We start from the raw sequence: 17,702 nt of genomic DNA, 5'->3' as shown, positions 1-17,702 counted from the left end.
TCTTTGTGCCGCACATCTATGAGAGGAGATATTTGATGCGCATGGGCGCTACTCCATGTAGCCACCCTGAATGGCGGAAACTGCATGCTCGGTAAAGAACTTGAGCGTGCCGGAGGTATAGCGATTAGCCTTGGGCTTCCAAGCGGCTCGGCGCTCGGCCAGGACGGCATCGATCTCGGCCGGCTCCATCTCCTTGCCGGCGATGCCCACAATAGACAGCGAGCGCTCGGGGATGTTGATCTGGATAAGGTCGCCCTCCTCGATCAGGGCAATCGGGCCGCCCACGGCAGCCTCGGGCGAAACGTGACCGATAGCCGGGCCCTTGGAGGCGCCGGAGAAGCGGCCATCGGTGATAAGGGCAATGCTCGCACCCAGCTCGGGATCGCTGGCGATAGCCTCGGTGGTGTAGAACATCTCGGGCATACCGGAACCCTTGGGGCCCTCATAGCGAATGATGACGGCGTCGCCGGGCTTGACCTCGTGCGTCAGGACGGCGTGGATAGCGTCCTCCTCGCAGTCGAACGGACGCGCCTTAAGCGTGGCCTGGAACATCTCGCGCGGAACAACCGTGTGCTTGACGACGGCGCCCTCGGGAGCAAGGTTGCCGTGGAGGATGGCGATGGAGCCGTCGGTACCAAAGGCCTGGTCAAACGGGCGAATGATGTCCTCGCGCTTGAGGTTCCACTTCTCCAGGTAGCGGCCGCACTTCTCGTAGTAACCGTTGTTCTTAAGGTCCTCGAGGTTTTCGCCGAGGGTCTTGCCGGTGACGGTCATGACATCGAGGTGGAGCATCGACTTGATCTCCTCCATGATGCGCGGCACGCCGCCCGCATAGTAGAAGAACTGCGCCGGCCACTCACCTGCGGGGCGAACGTTGAGCAGGTAGTGGGCGCCACGGTGCAGGCGATCGAAGTCGTCGGCGGACATCTCGATGCCAAACTCGCGGGCAATCGCGGGGATATGCAGCAGCGAGTTGGTGGAGCCCGAAATGGCACCGTGGACCATAATGAGGTTCTCGAAGGACTCCTTGGTCACGATGTCGCGCGGGCACAGGTTGTGTTCGGAGAGCCACACGGACTGACGGCCGGCCTCGCGCGCAAACTCACGCAGATCGGAGCTGGTTGCGGGCAGCAGGGCCGTGCCGGGGAGCATAAGGCCCAGGGCCTCGGCGGTAACCTGCATGGTCGACGCGGTGCCCATAAACGAGCAGGCACCGCAGCTGGGGCATGCGTTGTGCTTGGCAAACTCAAGCTCCTCGCGGGAGATCTCGCCGCGCTCGTAGCGGGCAGAAATCGCGCCGAGCTGTTCCAGGGTCAACAAATCGGGACCGGCATCCATGACACCGCCGGTAACGACGATGGAGGGGATGTTGATGCGGCCCATGGCCATGAGGTTCGCAGGCAGGCCCTTATCGCAGCTGGCGACAAAGACACCGGCGTCGAACGGGGTGGCCTTGGCATGGATCTCGATCATGTTGGCGATCATGTCGCGGCTGGGCAGCGAGTAGTTGATGCCGTCGTGGCCCTGTGCCTCGCCATCGCAGATATCGGTGCAGAAGTAACGGGCACCGTGACCGCCAGCCTCGGCAACGCCAGCACGGACCTCCTCGACCAGCTCAAACAGGCCGGCAGAACCCGGGTGCGAGTCGCCGAACGTCGACTCGATAATGACCTGCGGCTTGTCCAGATCCTCGATGGACCAGCCAGAGCCCAGACGCAGCGGGTCCATCTCGGGGCTGATGGTGCGAAACTTGCCGGAACGCGGCTGCAGCTTGGCAACCAGGTCGGCTGCCTCCTGCTGAATCTGTGCCTTGGTCTTCTCGTCCATGATGCTCTCCTCTTTTGATTTGAACGGTTGTACCAATCGTTGGTTAATGAATCAGGTGTAAATGGGTACCGAGCGATGCACTCGGCAAAAGATGCTTAGCTACGCGAACTAGGCGAAGAACGAAATCACCAGGGCGCAGGCAAGACCCGAAAGGCCGATGAGCGTCTCCATAATGGTCCAGGACTTGAGGGTGGTTTTCTCGTCAATCTCCAGGAACGAGGAGCACATCCAAAAACCGGCATCGTTGACGTGCGAGAGGGCCGTGGCACCGCCGCAGATAGCACGCATGGCGGCCGAGCACGCAACCAACGACCAGGTCGTCTGTATCAAAGAGCTCTGCGACGAATCCGAGCGCCTGGCCGAGGCCGGTGAGGATTACTCCACCGCCGACACCGCGTTCCACAATGCCATTGCCGAGAGCTCCGGAAACCTCGTCGTTCCCCGCCTGATGGGCGTGCTCAAGGCATCCGTCCCCCTCTTTATCGACGTGACCGGCAAAAAGCTCGTCGAGGAAACTATCCGCACGCACCGCGATGTGGCCGACGCCATCGCCTCGCGCGATCCCACCGCCGCGCACGACGCGATGTATCTGCACCTGGTGTATAACCGCAACATGATTGCGGAGGGAGCAGAAACAAAAGGCATTTAGGGCCCGACAATAATCTTTCTTTGGCAAAACGCAGGCGGCGGCTGCCCAACACACAGGGCAGCCGCCGCTTTTTGCAATCGAATGGTGCAAAGGGGTTGACTAGAGCTCGCAAGCAACCTTGTAGCCATCGCCGATGGCGTCGCGGATGTTGCCGCACTTGTTGGCATCGCCCAACACGTGGGTGGTAACGCCGGCTGCAGCAAGGTCGTCGGCCAACTTGGTATTGGGACGATAGCCCATGGCAAGTACCAGCGTATCGGCATCGGCGATGGTGTGGATCTCGCCGTCCTTTTCGTAGCTGATGGCATCCTCGGTAATCTCGGTCACCTTGGCCTCGGTCAGCACGTGAACGCCCTTGGAGAGCATGCGCGTGATGAGCACCGCGCGACCGGCGCCGCCCTCGTTGGCGGCGAGCGTCTTGGTCATCTCGATGACGGTGACGTCGCGATTGGCCGGCGACAGATCGTTGACCAACGGGGCCAGGTAGTCGGCCGTCTCGCAACCGACGGTGCCGCCGCCCACGATGACAATCTTCTTGCCCGGGAAAGCCTTGCCGCCCAACAGGTCGTCAGCCGTCATGACCTGCTTAAATCCCTGCATGAAGGCCGGGGCGATGGGCTCGGCGCCATAGGCCAGGACGACCTCGTAGCCGGCGTAGTCACGCTGAATGTCCTCGGCAGTAAGCTCGGTGCCAAATACGCACTTCACGCCGGCCTCGGCCAGACGACGATACTGATACTTGATCACACGGGTGAGTTCCTGCTTTGCCGGCGGAACGGCTGCGATGCGCATCTCGCCGCCCGGCTCGTCCTGCTTATCCACGAGCACCACGTTGTGGCCGCGCTTGGCGGCAATGTAGGCTGCCTCCATGCCCGCAGGACCAGCGCCCACAACCAGTACGTTCTTGGCCTCGGCGGCAGGCTCGTAACCGGCCTCGTCGCGCTCAACATCGGGGTTGACGGTGCAGGAGATGCGCTTGCCAAACATAATGCCGTTCAGGCAGCGCAGGCAGCCAATGCAGGGGCGGATGTCGTCGGCGTTGCCGGCGGCTGCCTTGTTGCAGAACTCGGCATCGCACAGATTGGCGCGGCCCATCATGCAGATGTCGGCAGCACCGTCCTCGATCAGTTCCTCGGCAATCCATGCCTCGTTAATGCGGCCGACCGTGGCAACGGGAATGTTGACGTGCTTTTTGATCTCGCGCGAGCAGGCGGCGTGCGAGGCCTGCTGAGTACCGGCGGCGGGAATTGCGGAGCCGCGCTTGATGGTGGTACCACCCGACACATGAATCATGTCGACGCCGGCCTTCTCCAGGCGACGCGAGACGTAGATCATGTCGTTGAGGGTCAGGCCGCCATCGGTGTACTCGTCGCCCGAGATACGGACGTCGATGATAAAGTCCTTGCCGCAGCGCTCGCGAATCTCGGCGATGACCTCGAGCAGGAAGCGCATACGGGCGTCGAGCGAGCCGCCGTACTCATCGGTACGCTTGTTATAGAGCGGGGTCAAGAAACCGCCGAGCATGCCGTGGGCGTGCGCCGCATGGACCTCGACGCCATCGACACCGGCCTTCTGCATACGCACGGCGGCGTCGCCAAACTGGTGCGTGAGCTCGTGGATCTCATCGACCGTAATGGGGCGCGGTGCCTCGCGGGCGTAAGACGGGCCCACAAAGGACGGAGCGATCAGGCGAGGCGTGCCCGGAATGTTAAAGGCCATGTAGGCGGGGTGGAAGAGCTGCGGCATGATCTTGCAGCCATACTCGTGGACGGCCGCGGCGAGCTTTTCCCAGCCAGGGATAAACGTGTCGTCGTAGCAGCACATGTCACCCGGCAGATAGGTATAGGTGGGCTCGACTGTCACGACCTCGGTAATGATGAGGCCCACGCCGCCCTTGGCACGGGCACGGTAATGATCGACCAAGTCGTCGGTCACATAGCCATGATCGGCCAGGTTCGTGGACACCGGCGGCATAAAGACGCGGTTCTTGACCTCGGTCGTACCGACCTTGATCGGGCTAAAGAGCATCGGATAGGCGGATGACTCCATACAGGGTTCCTTTCGTTTGAGCCGCTCGGCGGCAGTTGCTAACGTACTTATCGTATCAGCAACCGCCGCGTCCGTACCCGCTCGCACTCCCCACCTTCAATCCCGACCCTCACAAAAAAGTTGCGGTGGAATACGGAGTAGGTGAGGCTTTTGACAGCCAAGACAGTCCGTATTTCACCGCAACTGATGGGCGGGGTGGAATTGAGGGCTCAGATAGCCAGTCATGCCCTCATCCGCCACTCCCTCACCTACAGCGCGCCGTCCAGCATAAGGTTCACCTTGAGCACGTTGACCGTGGGCTCGCCGAACACGCCGAGGAAACGGCCCTTGGTGCACGCGGCGATGATGTCGCGCACCTCGTCCTCACTTTTGCCCGTGGCCTTGGCAAGGCGCGGGACCTGGTACTCGGCGGCATCCGGAGAGATCTCCGGGTCGAGGCCGGACCCCGAGCACGTCACCAGGTCGACGGGCACAGCGTCCATATCGGCATCGGGGTTGGCGGCGCGGATCTTCTTCACGCGTGCGTCCACAAGCTGCCGATACTCCTCACTCGCCGGGGACAGGTTGGACGGGGCACCATACGCCATGAGCTCGCCGTCTTCGCCTTCGACAATTGACACGTTCTGGATACGACCCCACATGTGGGCTTCGTCATCGAAGTTCTGGCCGATGAGCTCGGAACCCACAACCTTGTCGTCGACCGTAATAAGCGATCCGTTCGCCTGGTACGGAAACGCAAGCTGCGCGACGCCGGTCACCACAAGCGTGTACCCCAGGCCGCAGACAACGGTAAACAGCGCGAACACGCCCAGTGCGCGCGATGCAACACCTTTGAACATACAAACCTCCGTCTACATCATGCCAATGCCGAACAAGGCCAGCAGCATGTCGATAATCTTGATGAATACGAACGGCGCCACGATACCGCCCAGACCCCACACCAGCAGGTTGTGGGTCAGCAGCTGGCCGGACGAAAGCTCGCGGTACTTCACACCTTTCAGGGCGGCAGGAATCAGCGCGACGATGACCAGCGCGTTGTAGATAATGGCGGACAGCACGGCAGTCAACGGGCTGGTGAGCCCCAGGATGTTGAGGGCGTCCAACCCGGGGTAGATCGGCGAGAATAGCGCCGGGATGATGGCGAAATACTTGGCGACGTCGTTGGCGACCGAGAAGGTCGTGAGCGAGCCGCGGGTCATGAGCAGTTGCTTGCCGATACGCACGATATCGATGAGCTTGGTGGGGCTGGAGTCGAGGTCGACCATGTTGCCGGCCTCCTTGGCAGCCTGGGTTCCCGTGTTCATGGCCACGGCGACATCCGCCTGCGCCAGCGCCGGCGCGTCGTTGGTGCCGTCGCCGGTCATGGCGACCAGGTGGCCCTCACGCTGGAACTCGCGGATCTTCTCGAGCTTGCCCTCAGGGGTGGCCTCGGCCAGGAAGTCGTCAACGCCGGCCTCGGCGGCGATTGCCGCGGCGGTGAGCGGGTTGTCGCCCGTCACCATGATGGTCTTGATGCCCATCTTGCGCAGGTCGGCGAACTTCTCCTTAACGCCGGACTTGATGATGTCCTTGAGGTACACAACGCCCAGCACGCGGCAATTCTTGGTCACGACCAGCGGGGTGCCGCCGGCCTTGGCGATGCGCTCGACGGCCTCGTCGCACTCCTGGGAGAACACGCCGCCGGCTGCCTCCACATAGGTGCGCACGGAATCGGCAGCGCCCTTGCGGATCTCATTGCCCTCGTAGTTCACACCGGACATGCGGGTCGCCGCGGTGAAGGGGATGAACTCCATACCCTTATCCTCGAGTGTGCGGCCGCGCAGACCGAACTGCTCCTTGGCGAGCACGACGATGGAACGGCCTTCGGGGGTCGTCGTCGGCCAGCGAGGAAAGCTGGGCGGCATCGGCCAGCTCCGCGGGATCGATGCCGTCGACCGGGATGAACTCGGCGGCTTGGCGGTTACCCAGGGTGATGGTGCCGGTCTTGTCGAGCATGAGGATGTCGACGTCGCCGGCGGCCTCGATGGCGCGGCCGGACATGGCCAGCACGTTGGCCTCGTTCAGACGGCTCATGCCGGCGATGCCGATGGCGGAAAGAAGGGCGCCGATGGTAGTAGGAGCCAGGCACACGAGCAGCGCCACGAGCGTGGTCACGGCCGTGGGGTTGTCCATGTCGTTAAGACCGACCGAGAAGCAGGAGTAACAATACAGGGCCAGCGTGACCAGGATAAAGACGATGGAGAGGGCCACCAGGAAGATCTCCAGAGCGATCTCGTTAGGGGTCTTCTTGCGCGCGGCACCCTCGACCATCGCGATCATCTTGTCCAGGAAGCTCTGGCCGGGCTCACTGGAGATCTTGACGATGATCCAGTCGGACAGTACCGTGGTACCGCCGGTAACGGCAGAGCGGTCGCCGCCGGCCTCGCGGACCACGGGGGCGGACTCGCCGGTGATGGCGGACTCGTCAACGGAAGCAGCGCCCTCGATGACGTCGCCGTCGCCGGGAATCTGCTCGCCGGCGCGTACGATCACCAGGTCGCCGCGCGTGAGCTCGGTGCCGGGAACGACGGTGAAGTGCTCCTTGTCCTCAACGGACTCGATGCGATGGGCCTCGACATCCTTTTTGGCCGCACGCAGGGAATCGGCCTGGGCCTTACCGCGGCCCTCGGCAAGCGCCTCGGCGAAGTTCGAGAACAGGTCGGTAAGCCACAGGATGACCGCGATGGCGACCACATAGTAGGTGGGCACACCCGCGTCCTGCACACCGAAAATGGAAGCGACGGCCAGGACGGAGGTCATGACGGCGGAAAGCCACACCAGGAACATGACCGGGTTTTGAATCTGGACGCGAGGATCCAGCTTGGCAAACGAGTCGCGGACCGCGCGGCCCATCATGTCTTTTTGCATAGTCATAAATCTGCGCCCTCCTTTACGCAATCATCTGGAAGAACTCGGCAACGGGGCCAAGCGCCAGGGCCGGGAAGAAGCTCAGGGCACCGATCAGCAGAACGATGAACACGAGCAGGAATACGAACATGCCGTTGGTGGTAGACAGGGTACCGGCGCTCTCGGCGACCTTGCCCTTCTTGGCCAGCGAGCCGGCGATAGCCAGCGTACCGATGATGGGCATGAAGCGGGCGAACAGCATCTCGAGGCCGAGCATGACGTTGATCCAGGGAATGTTGCAGTTCATGCCTGCAAACGCCGAGCCGTTGTTGCCGCCGCATGAGGTGAAGGCATACAGCGCCTCGGAGAAGCCGTGCACGCCACCATTGTTGAGCTGGTCGGCAAGACCGGGCACCATGCAGGCGATGGCCGAGCACACCAGAATGGCAAACGGAGTTGCCAAGCACAGGACAACTGCCCAGCGCATCTCGCCCGGCTCGATCTTCTTGCCCAGGAACTCAGGCGTGCGTCCGACCATGAGGCCGGCGATGAACACTGTGAGGATGGCGAAGCCGATCATGCCGTACAGGCCGCAGCCCACGCCGCCGAAGACGACCTCGCCCAGAGCAATCTGGAGCATCTGGACAAAACCGCCCAGCGGGGTGTAGGAGTCGTGCATGGAGTTAACCGAGCCGTTGGAAGCAGCCGTCGTGAAAGCGGACCAGGTAGAAGAGGAGGCGATACCGAAACGGCTCTCCTTGCCCTCCATATTGCCGCCGGCCTGGCCGTCGGTCATCTCGATATTGACCGCTCCGCCATCGGCCAGCTGCGGGGTGCCCGCATGCTCGTTGACGGCGATGATGCCGGTGAAGATCACCAGCAGGATGAACATGGCGGCAAAGATGGCCTTGCCCTGCTTGGTGTTCTTGACGCCGATACCGAAAGCGAAGCAACAGGCGGCCGGGATCAGCAGCAGGCTGGTCATCTCGATGATGTTGGTGAAGGCACTGGGGTTCTCATACGGATGGGCGGAGTTCACGCCGAAGAAGCCGCCGCCGTTGGTGCCGGACTGCTTGATGGCGACCTGAGGAGCCGCGGGACCCTGGGGCAGGAACTGCTCGGTGACCACGCGCGCGCCCTCGACAACCTTGCCGTCGACCTTGACCGTGTCGCCCTCGATCTGGGCGCCGTCGATGACGCTCCAGCCGCCGTCTGCATTAGGCTGAACAGCGACGGGTTCTACGAGCTCAGCCTTCTGAGCCGGCTGGAAGTTGGAGATGACGCCACCGGCAGCCAGGCAGATGCCGAACACGAGGTTCAGCGGGATGAGCACATACAGGACGGTGCGGGTGAGGTCGACCCAGAAGGAACCCAGACCCTGCTCCTTGACCTGACGGAAGCCGCGGATCAGCGCGAACATGACCGCGATACCGGTGCCGGCGGACAAGAAGTTCTGCACGGTGAGACCCATGAACTGCACAAGGTAGGACAGGGTGGTCTCACCGGAGTAGGACTGCCAGTTGGTGTTGGTTATGAAGGAAGCAGCCGTATTGAACGACAGGTCCCATGACACACCCGGCAGGTGCTGGGGATTGCCTGGCAAGAAGGACTGAAGCGCCTGGAGTGCCACAAGAGTCACGAGGCCGATCCCCGAAAAGACCAGCACGCTCGCCAGATAGCGCCTACACCCCATCTGTTCTGCCGCGTCGATGCGAAGCAGACGATAGACGCCACGCTCCACAGGAGCAATCACAGGCGACAGGAACGTATGCTCACCATCCATGATATGGGCCATGAACCGACCGAGCGGAACGGCCAGGACGACGAGTACGGCAAAGTACAAGATGTACTGAATCGCAGCGTCCATAGTTTACGAATCACTCCTCATCAGAATGTAGATGTAATAGATAAGAAGTCCAATGCAGACGACTCCGATGATGGGAATGAGGATGTCCATTTACCGCCCCTTTCACACGCGGTCCGATGTCTCGGACGCCTGCCCTCGCAAGCGTCTGGGGACAGTAAACGCTTCTAGGGATTAAAGAGGCGTGAGGGCCGGGGCTCACGTCCTTAAGATGCCGTAAAGATGCAGGTAGAAAGCACTATTGCAGCTGCAGTGCGCCTATACTCGACCTCGCGAGCATACAGTGGTGTCTTCACCGCGTATGCACGCATGGACAACGCTTCAGAAAGGCTACGCTATGCAGCGCGACGCATCGGACACTCGCGTCAATCCAGACCTCATCCTCAAGGCAATTGAGAAAGACGGGGTCGCCGATGACACTCGAACCAGCCGGGGACACCTCAAGATTTTCTTTGGCTACGCTGCTGGCACAGGCAAAACCTATGCGATGCTTCAAGCCGCCCACGCCGCCAAGCGGCGAGGTGTCGACGTCGTCGCGGGATACATCGAGCCGCACGAACGTCCGGCAACTGCCCATCTTGCACAAGGGCTTGAGAACGTGCCCTGTAAACTCATCGAGCACAACGGCATTGCGCTCAGCGAGTTCGATCTAGATGCGGCTATCGAACGCGCCCCTCAGCTCATCCTCGTCGACGAGCTCGCCCATACGAATGCGCCGGGGTCTCGCCACGACAAACGCTATCGAGACGTCGAGGAACTTCTACATGCGGGCATCGACGTCTATACGACCGTGAACGTTCAGCATATCGAGAGCCTAAACGACATGGTTGCATCCATCACCGGCGTTGTCGTGAGCGAACGAATCCCCGACCGTATCTTCGATGATGCCGACCAGGTCGAGCTCGTCGACATAGAGCCCGAAGACCTACTTGAGCGCCTTCGCGCCGGCCTCGTCTACCGTCCCGCGCAAGCCGCCCGAGCGCAACAGCATTTTTTTACCGTCGAGAACCTCACCGCACTCCGAGAAATCGCGCTGCGCCGCTGCGCCGATCGCACCGGCCACCTCACAGACGCCGCACGCGTGCTGGGAAACCGTGACTACTACACCAGGGAGCGTATCTTAGTCTGTGTCTCCCCGGCGCCGACCAATCCCCGCATCGTCCGTGCCGCCGCGCGCATGGCGAAAGCGTTTCGCAGCGAGCTCGTCGCCCTGTTCGTAGAGAGCCCGCACACGCAAGCCATGAGCGATAATGAGCGTACCAAGCTTGCAGCCAATATCGCCCTAGCCGAGCAGCTCGGAGCACATATGGAAACCGTCTATGGCGACGACATCGCGTTTCAGATCTCCGAGTTCGCGCGCCTGTCGGGTATTTCGAAGATCGTCATGGGGCGCACGGGCGAGCGCAGCAGCGTCCGTCAGGCCCTCTTTGGCCGCAAATCTCTCGTAGAACAGCTCATAACATTCGCCCCGAACCTCGACATTTACATCATTCCAGACCAGTCGACTCCGCCCTCCCGGCCCAAAGGACGCCGCCGTACGCTCGCCCTGCAGCCGCCCAACAGCCGAAACGTGCTTCGCACGCTGGCCCTCTCTCTTGTCGCCACGGCGATCGGCACGGCTTTCCGCCATCTGGGATTTGCCGATTCCAGCATCATATCCCTCTATATCCTCACGGCCCTGCTGACCGCCGTCACCACGACGGGGCGTATCTGCACGATCGTATCGAGCGTGCTCTCTGTAGTGCTTTACAACTTCTGCTTCGTCACGCCTCTGTTTTCGCTCGCCAGCTACGACCGAAGCTATCTGGTCACATTCGGCATCATGTTCGCTACCGCTATGGTCGCCGGCGAGTTAACTGCGCGCATCGCCGACAACGCCCGTACCTCCGCCGAGAACGCATTCAAAACGCGCGTACTCCTCGAAACGAACCAGCTCTTGCAGCAAGCCCATAGCGCGGAGGAGTGCGCCCGCGTCGCCATGAACCAACTCATCAAACTGCTAAAACTCGACGTGGTCTTCTACACCGCCGAACACGGCACGCTCGGCAAAGCGCTCTATGAGTCCGCTGGCACCGAAAACCGATCCGCGTCGCTGCTCACCGACTACGAGCGCGCCGTTGCAACCTGGACCTACACCAACAACAAGCGCGCGGGCGCAAGCACGCGGACCCTGCCTGAGGCACACTGTCTCTACCTCGCGGTTCGCACCGGCGACAAGGTATTCGGTGTCATCGGCATCGCCCTGGAGGGGCGCGAGATCGAAGCCTTCGAGCATTCGATCGTCCTATCTATCGTAGGTGAATGCGCCTTGGCGCTCGAAAGCGACCGGGCGGCGCAAGAGCGCGAAGAGGCTGCGGTCTTGGCGAAAAACGAGCAGCTGCGCGCCAACCTTTTGCGCTCCATCGGCCACGATTTGAGGACACCCCTCACGGCTATATCCGGATCTGCGGCAATCCTTCGGAAGAGCGACGAGAAGCTCAGCCTCGAACAGCGCTGCGATCTTGCCGATGCCATCTACGATGATTCCCTCTGGCTTATCGATACCGTGGAGAACCTCCTCGCCATCACACGCGTCGAGGACGGCACCATTCGCCTCAACTTAACATCCGAGCTCATCGACGAGGTCATCGAGGCCGCCCTCAGCCATGTCGCCCAAGCATCGCATGGACGTACCGTCACCATCGAGCACACTGACGACATCCTGCTGGTGCGCATCGACGTCCATCTCATCATGCAAGTGCTTACGAATCTCATCATGAACGCCTTCAAATACACACCCGAGGACTCGACTGTCACCATCAGCGCACGTCGCGAGGGTGCGTTCGTCGTGGTGGACGTCGCAGACGATGGGCCGGGTGTGGCAGACTGCGACAAGCCTCATATCTTTGAGCGCTTCTTCACCTCAAGCAATACGCGGCCCGTGGATTCGCGTCGAAGCATCGGCCTTGGGCTGTCGCTCTGCCGCTCCATCGTGGAGGCGCATGGCGGCGTCATCGAAGTTCGCGACAACCACCCCCATGGGGCCGTCTTCCGTTTTACCCTGCCCACCGAGGAGATCGAGATTCATGAATAATGCCGCTAAGCCACGCATCCTCCTGGTCGAAGATGACCCGACCGTTCAAAACCTCGTTTCGACCGCGCTTGACCTCCACGGCTATGTCGTGAGCAAGGTTTGCGACGGCCAGGCCGCCATCATGGATGCGGTGTCGCACGGCCCCAGCCTCATCATGCTCGACCTCGGCCTTCCCGACATTGACGGTATCGAGGTCATCACGAAGATCCGAAGCTGGTCGGCAGTCCCCATTATCGTCATTTCGGCGCGCACCGAAGATTCCGACAAGATTGCAGCACTTGACTCAGGGGCAGACGACTACCTCACCAAGCCCTTTTCTGTGGATGAGTTGCTCGCGCGCGTCCGTGCGAATTTGAGGCGCTCCTCGATGACGTTGAGCGAGTCGACAGAAGCGAGCACGTTCGACAACGGTCCGCTGCATATCGACTACGCCGCGGGATACGCGACGAAAGACGGACGCGAGCTCTCGCTCACGCCAACCGAGTACAAATTGCTCGTCCTTCTGGCAAAAAACGTCGACAAGGTGCTCACCCACACCTTCATCACCCGCGAGATATGGGGCACGAGCTGGGACAGCGATCTGGCGAGCTTGCGCGTGTTCATGCGCACCCTGCGCAAGAAGATCGAGACAGACCCCTCTCACCCCAAGATGATTCAGACACACATGGGCGTCGGGTACCGCATGCAGCGTCTCTAGCTCCACCCCACAAAAAGTTGCGGTGGAATACGGAGTAGATGAGGCCTTTGACAGCCAAAACAGTCCGTATTTCACCGCAACTGATTTAACGATACCCAAAAATACTCTTCAACTCGCCGCGCTCGCGTCCAAATACGCAAAGTGCCCCGCGGACGGATACCCGCGGGGCACTTGGATGTCTGGGCCTTACTTGATACCGCGGCCCAAGTCTTCGGCGATTTTGTCTACGCCCTTAAGCGCGGCGCACGTCTTTTTGTTAGAACAATGCCCCGTGCAAACGCCACCCTGAGCGCAGTCGGCGCAGGTGCCCTTGCGGTAGATGCGCACGCACACGGCAACAAACGCAATACCGATTACAGCCAGTACAACAATATCGATAGGTGCCATAGCAAGCCTCCTCTAGTTAGCCATCACTTACTTTACCCCATTCTCCACCTACCAAAAAGGGACAGGTTTATTTTGGTCGGTTTTATCTGCGGAAACGCCACATCTCCCCCACCAAAAAGCCCGAGTGTCGCTGGGACACCCGGGCTCGTGGAAAGGGGTTGATCCTTATTCGGACTTAAGCGGAAACTGCGGCGGAAGCAGCGTTGGTCTCGTCCTCATCGGTCCATGCATGTTTGGGCATGGGGCGGAAAATCTGGAAGAGCATCGCAACCAACAGCACGATGGCCACAATCGTCCAGATACCAAACTGCCCAAGAACAAGCAGGTTGTAGAACTGGTTGATGAACAGGCCGATGACCCAAGCGAAGGCGCACTCGTAACCGATGGCAATCGCGGTCCATTTGCCGGAGTCCATCTGGTTGCGGATGGTGCCCATGGCGGCAAAGCACGGAGCGCACAGCAGGTTGAACGCGCCAAAGGCAACGCAAGCGCCCATGGTCGGGAACATGCCGGCGAACGCGGTCCACAGGCTCGGGTCGGTCTCGGCGGCATCGGCAACGGACAGCAGCGAGCCGGCAGTGGCGACGACGTTCTCCTTAGCGACAAGGCCAGAGACGGTCAGCGCGGTAGCCTGCCAGGTGCTAAAGCCGAGCGGGGCGAAGATCCAGGCAACCAGGTTGCCCAACATAGCGAGCACGGAGTAGTCCATAAACTCCTCGGGGATGCCGTCCATCGCAGGCAGGAAGCCAAAGGAACCGTTGTAGCTACCAAAGTTGGACAGGAACCAAACGACGACGGTGGACGCGAAGATGACCGTGCCGGCCTTCTTGATAAAGGCCCAGCAGCGCTCCCACACGTGCAGCGCCCAAGAGCGAATCGCCGGGAAGTGGTAGGCAGGAAGCTCCATAACGAACGGCGTCGGGCGACCGGCGAAGAGCTTGGTCTTCTTGAGCATGAGGCCCGAGGCGATAACGGCAAAGACACCCAGGAAGTAGAAGAGCGGGCTAATCCACGCGGCGGTGGTGGAAGAATCGCCGATGATGGAGCCCATGAGCAGGGCGATGATCGGCAGCTTGGCGCCACAGGGAATGAACGTGGTGGTCATGACCGTCATGCGGCGGTCCTTCTCGTTCTCGATGGTCTTGGTGGCCATGACGCCGGGGACGCCGCAGCCCGAGGACACGAGCATGGGGATAAAGGACTTACCGGACAGGCCAAAGCGACGGAACACGCGGTCCATGATGAAGGCGACGCGGGCCATATAGCCGCAGTCCTCCAGGAAGGACAGCATGACGAACAGCAGGAACATCTGCGGTACAAAGCCGAAGATGGCACCCAAACCGCCGACGATGCCGTCGCAGACCAGCGAATCGACCAGGCCACCGTCCTCGGTGCCGCCTGCCACGAGGGCATCGTGCACCACGGTGGTGATGCCGGGGACATAGGGGCCATACTCCGCCGGATCAACCGAGTCGGCATTGTCGCCCGCAGCCTCGACGGCCGCGTCGTAGGCGTCGCGGCCCTGACCGAGCACGTACCAACCGTCGGTACCGAAGAGCTGGTCGTTGGTGAAGTCGGTCACCGTGCCGCCCAGGGTGGAAACGGCGATGTAATACACGCAGAACATGATGACCACAAAGATCGGCAGGCCCAGAATACGGTTGGTAACCATGCGGTCGATCTTCTCGGAGGTGCTCATCTTTGCCGGAGCCTTGGTGAGGCACTCGTCGATGATGTGGGCAATGACGCCGTAGCGCTCGCCGGTGATGATGGACTCGGCGTCGTCGTCGCAGTCCTGCTCGCACTGGGCGACCAGCTGCTCCACGCGAGCGGCCTTCTCCTTGGTGAGGTTGATGAGCTTGCAGGCGTCTGTATCACGCTCGAACAGCTTGACGGCGTAATAGCGGCGCTTGTTGGCGGGAACGCTCGCCGGAAGGTTGTTCTCGATGTGGTCCAGAACGTCCTCGATAGAAGAATCGAACTTGTGCTCCGGCACCTGGCCCTTGGAAGCAGCGGACTTCTTAACCTGCTCGAACAGCTCCTTGATGCCCTTGTTCTTAAGAGCCGAGATCATCATGACCGGGCAGCCGAGCTTCTTGGACAGCTTGTCAGTGTCGATCTTGTCACCGTTCTTCTCGACCAAGTCGGCCATGTTGAGGGCGACGACCACGGGCAGGCCGGTCTCGATAACCTGAAGCGCCAGATACAGGTTGCGCTCGAGGTTGGTGGCATCGACAACCTGGACGACAACATCGGGCTCGCCGCTCATGAGGTAATCGCGCGAGCATTGTTCCTCGGGACTGTAGGGGGAAAGCGAGTAGATGCCGGGGAGGTCCGTAATGGTAACGTTCTTGTCGCTTAGGAGCTTGGCTTCCTTTTTCTCAACCGTGACGCCGGGCCAGTTGCCAACGTAGCCGTTGGCGCCGGTGATCAGGTTCAAAAGCGTGGTCTTGCCGCAGTTGGGGTTGCCCGCCAGCGCGACATGGATCTGAGAATCCGCCATTCAATCCTTCTTCCTTGTGTACCTGTGCTGCTTTCTCCGCGCAGGCTGGATAATGTGCTTCAAAGTTGCTGCATTAAGTTAGAAATACCTAACTTTACCTGCAGAAATACACGCCGCGAGCCCTTACTGGACCTCGACGACGGCCGCCTCCTCCTTGCGGATGGAAAGCTCGTAGCCGCGCACGTTGATCTCGACCGGATCACCGAGCGGTGCAACCTTCACGACCTTGAACGAAGTGCCCTTGATGAGCCCCAGGTCCATAAGGTGGCGGCGAAGCGCACCCTCACCGTGAAGCTTGACGATGGTGGAGCTCTCGCCCACCTTAACGTCACCCAACGTCTTCATCCTCTTGTCCCCCTTTCGGTTTTTATGAAATGCTGCGGACTAACCGACGGTCATGATGTGCATGGCAACCTTGGAATCGATGCCAAAGCGTGCGCCCAACACCGTGACGATGATATTGGCACCACTCGAGCTCACCACGTGGATTTCGTTACCCTCGACAAAGCCGAGGTCCTTGAGGTGGTGTTTCATGTCCTCATTGCCCTTTACACGAGACACGCGCACGGTTTCGCCCGCTTTTACCATCGAAAGCGGCATGGCCGGCATCTGCGGTCCGCAAGACATGAGTGGCTCCTAACGTCAGTTCGTCCTCAACATCGACGCGATAAAAGTTAACCACGTCTATGTTCGCTTTAGTAAACTAGCACGTGGTTAACTTTTTGGAAAGGGTCCCTATTCAGATTTCGAAAAAGTTTCCTATATGAAACAAAAAGGCGCGGCAAAGAGCTGTCCTTTGCCGCGCCCTGTCATGCTTAGAGCGAGAGGTTTCTGATCGACGTGACGCACGAGGCCTCATCCACGCCCGAAACGCGGAACACGATATCTTCGCCACATTCGCCGTAGAGAGCCATGAGTCCCATGACATCGCGGCCATCCGTGTGGCGATCGCCGATGCTGACTGACACGTCGCTACGATGCTTGGCAATGATGTCATAGAGCAGCGCAACCGGGCGGGCATGTAATCCCAACGGATCTTTAATCGTCTTTGTAAACTCGACCATGTCCCCTCCCACGACATCGCACATTCGGCCGGCAAAACCCAGCCACGTGGTAGCTATTGTAGCGTTAGATGCTTCTCGAGAGCTCCTCTGAACACCTCGTGGTCAAAAAGTGGCAAATATGAGTACTGTCACCAATTTAGTAGCAGCAAAATCGAGAGCAAATTGCCTAATTTGAGCGATTCGAAGAGGTTGAAAGCCGTCAAACGCCCTTTAAAGGGGGTGGCGCGCGCAGACGTGGTGTAAGAGCGTCCTGAGGTCCGTCGCTGCAAGTCCCGATGTTACTCCTTCTTGAGACCGCGCCTCTCGACTATCTCGTCCACTATCTCCCTGGCGCGCCGCCCGAGCGCGCGGCGCCTCCCCTCTGTCGGGGCCGGCCTGTCCGCGGGCTCGGCGAAGCCCTCGGCGGCCGAGGCCTCGGAGAACACGCGCTGCTGGGACCACTGCCCCTCGGTCTCCATGAGGCTCGCGCACGTCAGGCGCAGCATCGACTCCCTCGAGGGGAAGGACTGCACGACCCTGTAGCGGCGCTTGATCTCGCGGTTGGCGCGCTCCTGGACGTTGTTGGTGCGGAGCTTGGCCCAGTGCGCCCTGGGGAAGGCCGTGAACGCCAGCGCGGAGTCCTCGGCCTGCTCGAAGACCTCGCCGGCCCTGGCGGACACCGACGCCACCCAGGGCGCCGCCTCGGCCCACACGCAGCGCGCGA

Annotated in this window: 14 protein-coding genes and 1 pseudogene; 3 read left to right on the top strand and 12 right to left on the bottom strand. The window is 60.7% G+C overall.

Annotated features, from left to right (window positions below):
* Positions 1-48: 48 nt before the first annotated feature.
* Together ilvD and HMPREF9463_RS10635 are read right to left on the bottom strand one after the other, a co-directional pair.
* A complete protein-coding gene (gene ilvD / locus HMPREF9463_RS02165; protein ID WP_198019891.1) occupies positions 49-1,827 on the bottom strand; it encodes a dihydroxy-acid dehydratase in 1,779 nt (592 codons plus the stop codon).
* 108 nt (positions 1,828-1,935) lie between these two features.
* The gene (locus HMPREF9463_RS10635; protein WP_232219726.1) at positions 1,936-2,115 is read right to left on the bottom strand and encodes a GntT/GntP/DsdX family permease; all 180 of its coding nucleotides are present in this window, start codon (positions 2,113-2,115) and stop codon (positions 1,936-1,938) included.
* Between HMPREF9463_RS10635 and HMPREF9463_RS02160 the strand changes: the two genes are divergently transcribed.
* The gene (locus tag HMPREF9463_RS02160) at positions 2,114-2,476 is read left to right on the top strand and encodes a FadR/GntR family transcriptional regulator (RefSeq protein ID WP_232219725.1); all 363 of its coding nucleotides are present in this window, start codon (positions 2,114-2,116) and stop codon (positions 2,474-2,476) included. The two genes, HMPREF9463_RS10635 and HMPREF9463_RS02160, sit on opposite strands and share 2 nt — an antisense overlap.
* Before the next feature lie 99 nt (positions 2,477-2,575).
* Here the strand turns inward: HMPREF9463_RS02160 and HMPREF9463_RS02155 are convergent, their stop codons facing one another.
* From HMPREF9463_RS02155 to kdpA, 4 genes and pseudogenes are all read right to left on the bottom strand, one after another.
* On the bottom strand, positions 2,576-4,525 hold the full coding sequence (locus tag HMPREF9463_RS02155; protein ID WP_035136864.1) for an NAD(P)/FAD-dependent oxidoreductase: 1,950 nt from the start codon (positions 4,523-4,525) through the stop codon (positions 2,576-2,578).
* Between the two features lie 248 nt (positions 4,526-4,773).
* Entirely contained in the window at positions 4,774-5,364 is a 591-nt protein-coding gene (kdpC, locus tag HMPREF9463_RS02150) for a potassium-transporting ATPase subunit KdpC (protein ID WP_035136863.1), read from the bottom strand.
* Between the two features lie 12 nt (positions 5,365-5,376).
* Positions 5,377-7,438: pseudogene (kdpB, locus tag HMPREF9463_RS11540) on the bottom strand (potassium-transporting ATPase subunit KdpB).
* A gap of 16 nt (positions 7,439-7,454) precedes the next feature.
* Positions 7,455-9,278 carry a potassium-transporting ATPase subunit KdpA gene (kdpA, locus tag HMPREF9463_RS02140; RefSeq protein WP_035136862.1) on the bottom strand — a complete coding sequence of 608 codons (1,824 nt, stop codon included), beginning with the start codon at positions 9,276-9,278 and terminating at the stop codon, positions 7,455-7,457.
* A 334-nt stretch (positions 9,279-9,612) separates the two neighbouring features.
* On the opposite strand from kdpA, the gene HMPREF9463_RS02135 reads away from it, so the two are divergent.
* Together HMPREF9463_RS02135 and HMPREF9463_RS02130 are read left to right on the top strand one after the other, a co-directional pair.
* Complete coding sequence (locus HMPREF9463_RS02135; protein WP_035136861.1) at positions 9,613-12,348, top strand: sensor histidine kinase; 2,736 nt, start codon at positions 9,613-9,615, stop codon at positions 12,346-12,348.
* Positions 12,341-13,045: a response regulator transcription factor gene (locus tag HMPREF9463_RS02130; protein WP_035136859.1), complete on the top strand. Its 705-nt coding sequence runs from the start codon at positions 12,341-12,343 to the stop codon at positions 13,043-13,045. The genes HMPREF9463_RS02135 and HMPREF9463_RS02130 overlap by 8 nt, the downstream gene beginning before the upstream one ends.
* Positions 13,046-13,231: 186 nt before the next feature.
* On the opposite strand, the gene HMPREF9463_RS02125 is transcribed toward HMPREF9463_RS02130, so the two are convergent.
* The 6 genes from HMPREF9463_RS02125 to HMPREF9463_RS02100 form a co-directional block, all read right to left on the bottom strand.
* Entirely contained in the window at positions 13,232-13,432 is a 201-nt protein-coding gene (locus tag HMPREF9463_RS02125) for a hypothetical protein (protein WP_035136858.1), read from the bottom strand.
* 175 nt (positions 13,433-13,607) lie between these two features.
* On the bottom strand, positions 13,608-15,935 hold the full coding sequence (locus HMPREF9463_RS02120; protein ID WP_035136857.1) for a ferrous iron transporter B: 2,328 nt from the start codon (positions 15,933-15,935) through the stop codon (positions 13,608-13,610).
* Between the two features lie 123 nt (positions 15,936-16,058).
* Complete coding sequence (locus HMPREF9463_RS02115) at positions 16,059-16,280, bottom strand: FeoA family protein (protein ID WP_006234774.1); 222 nt, start codon at positions 16,278-16,280, stop codon at positions 16,059-16,061.
* A gap of 39 nt (positions 16,281-16,319) precedes the next feature.
* A complete protein-coding gene (locus HMPREF9463_RS02110; protein ID WP_022094360.1) occupies positions 16,320-16,562 on the bottom strand; it encodes a FeoA family protein in 243 nt (80 codons plus the stop codon).
* A 188-nt stretch (positions 16,563-16,750) separates the two neighbouring features.
* Positions 16,751-16,999 (bottom strand): HPr family phosphocarrier protein, encoded by a 249-nt coding sequence (locus HMPREF9463_RS02105; protein WP_035136856.1) that lies wholly within the window; start codon positions 16,997-16,999, stop codon positions 16,751-16,753.
* Between the two features lie 278 nt (positions 17,000-17,277).
* The coding region (locus tag HMPREF9463_RS02100) for an IS256 family transposase (protein WP_035136855.1) at positions 17,278-17,702 on the bottom strand (425 nt) is incomplete at its 5' end.

Origin of the sequence: Collinsella sp. 4_8_47FAA, from assembly GCF_000763055.1 — a bacterium.
Lineage (GTDB): Bacteria > Actinomycetota > Coriobacteriia > Coriobacteriales > Coriobacteriaceae > Collinsella.
The sequence above is the reverse complement of the archived record's forward strand: the minus strand, read 5'-3'. Positions and strand labels throughout refer to the sequence as shown.

What these genes read in the sequence shown, in the direction of transcription:
- ilvD (WP_198019891.1), bottom strand. Translation starts at nt 1,827, where the DNA reads ATGGACGAGAAGACCAAGGCACAGATTCAGCAGGAGGCAGCCGACCTG.
- HMPREF9463_RS02160 (WP_232219725.1), top strand. Translation starts at nt 2,114, where the DNA reads ATGGCGGCCGAGCACGCAACCAACGACCAGGTCGTCTGTATCAAAGAG.
- HMPREF9463_RS10635 (WP_232219726.1), bottom strand. Translation starts at nt 2,115, where the DNA reads ATGCGTGCTATCTGCGGCGGTGCCACGGCCCTCTCGCACGTCAACGAT.
- HMPREF9463_RS02155 (WP_035136864.1), bottom strand. Translation starts at nt 4,525, where the DNA reads ATGGAGTCATCCGCCTATCCGATGCTCTTTAGCCCGATCAAGGTCGGT.
- kdpC (WP_035136863.1), bottom strand. Translation starts at nt 5,364, where the DNA reads ATGTTCAAAGGTGTTGCATCGCGCGCACTGGGCGTGTTCGCGCTGTTT.
- kdpA (WP_035136862.1), bottom strand. Translation starts at nt 9,278, where the DNA reads ATGGACGCTGCGATTCAGTACATCTTGTACTTTGCCGTACTCGTCGTC.
- HMPREF9463_RS02135 (WP_035136861.1), top strand. Translation starts at nt 9,613, where the DNA reads ATGCAGCGCGACGCATCGGACACTCGCGTCAATCCAGACCTCATCCTC.
- HMPREF9463_RS02130 (WP_035136859.1), top strand. Translation starts at nt 12,341, where the DNA reads ATGAATAATGCCGCTAAGCCACGCATCCTCCTGGTCGAAGATGACCCG.
- HMPREF9463_RS02125 (WP_035136858.1), bottom strand. Translation starts at nt 13,432, where the DNA reads ATGGCACCTATCGATATTGTTGTACTGGCTGTAATCGGTATTGCGTTT.
- HMPREF9463_RS02120 (WP_035136857.1), bottom strand. Translation starts at nt 15,935, where the DNA reads ATGGCGGATTCTCAGATCCATGTCGCGCTGGCGGGCAACCCCAACTGC.
- HMPREF9463_RS02115 (WP_006234774.1), bottom strand. Translation starts at nt 16,280, where the DNA reads ATGAAGACGTTGGGTGACGTTAAGGTGGGCGAGAGCTCCACCATCGTC.
- HMPREF9463_RS02110 (WP_022094360.1), bottom strand. Translation starts at nt 16,562, where the DNA reads ATGTCTTGCGGACCGCAGATGCCGGCCATGCCGCTTTCGATGGTAAAA.
- HMPREF9463_RS02105 (WP_035136856.1), bottom strand. Translation starts at nt 16,999, where the DNA reads ATGGTCGAGTTTACAAAGACGATTAAAGATCCGTTGGGATTACATGCC.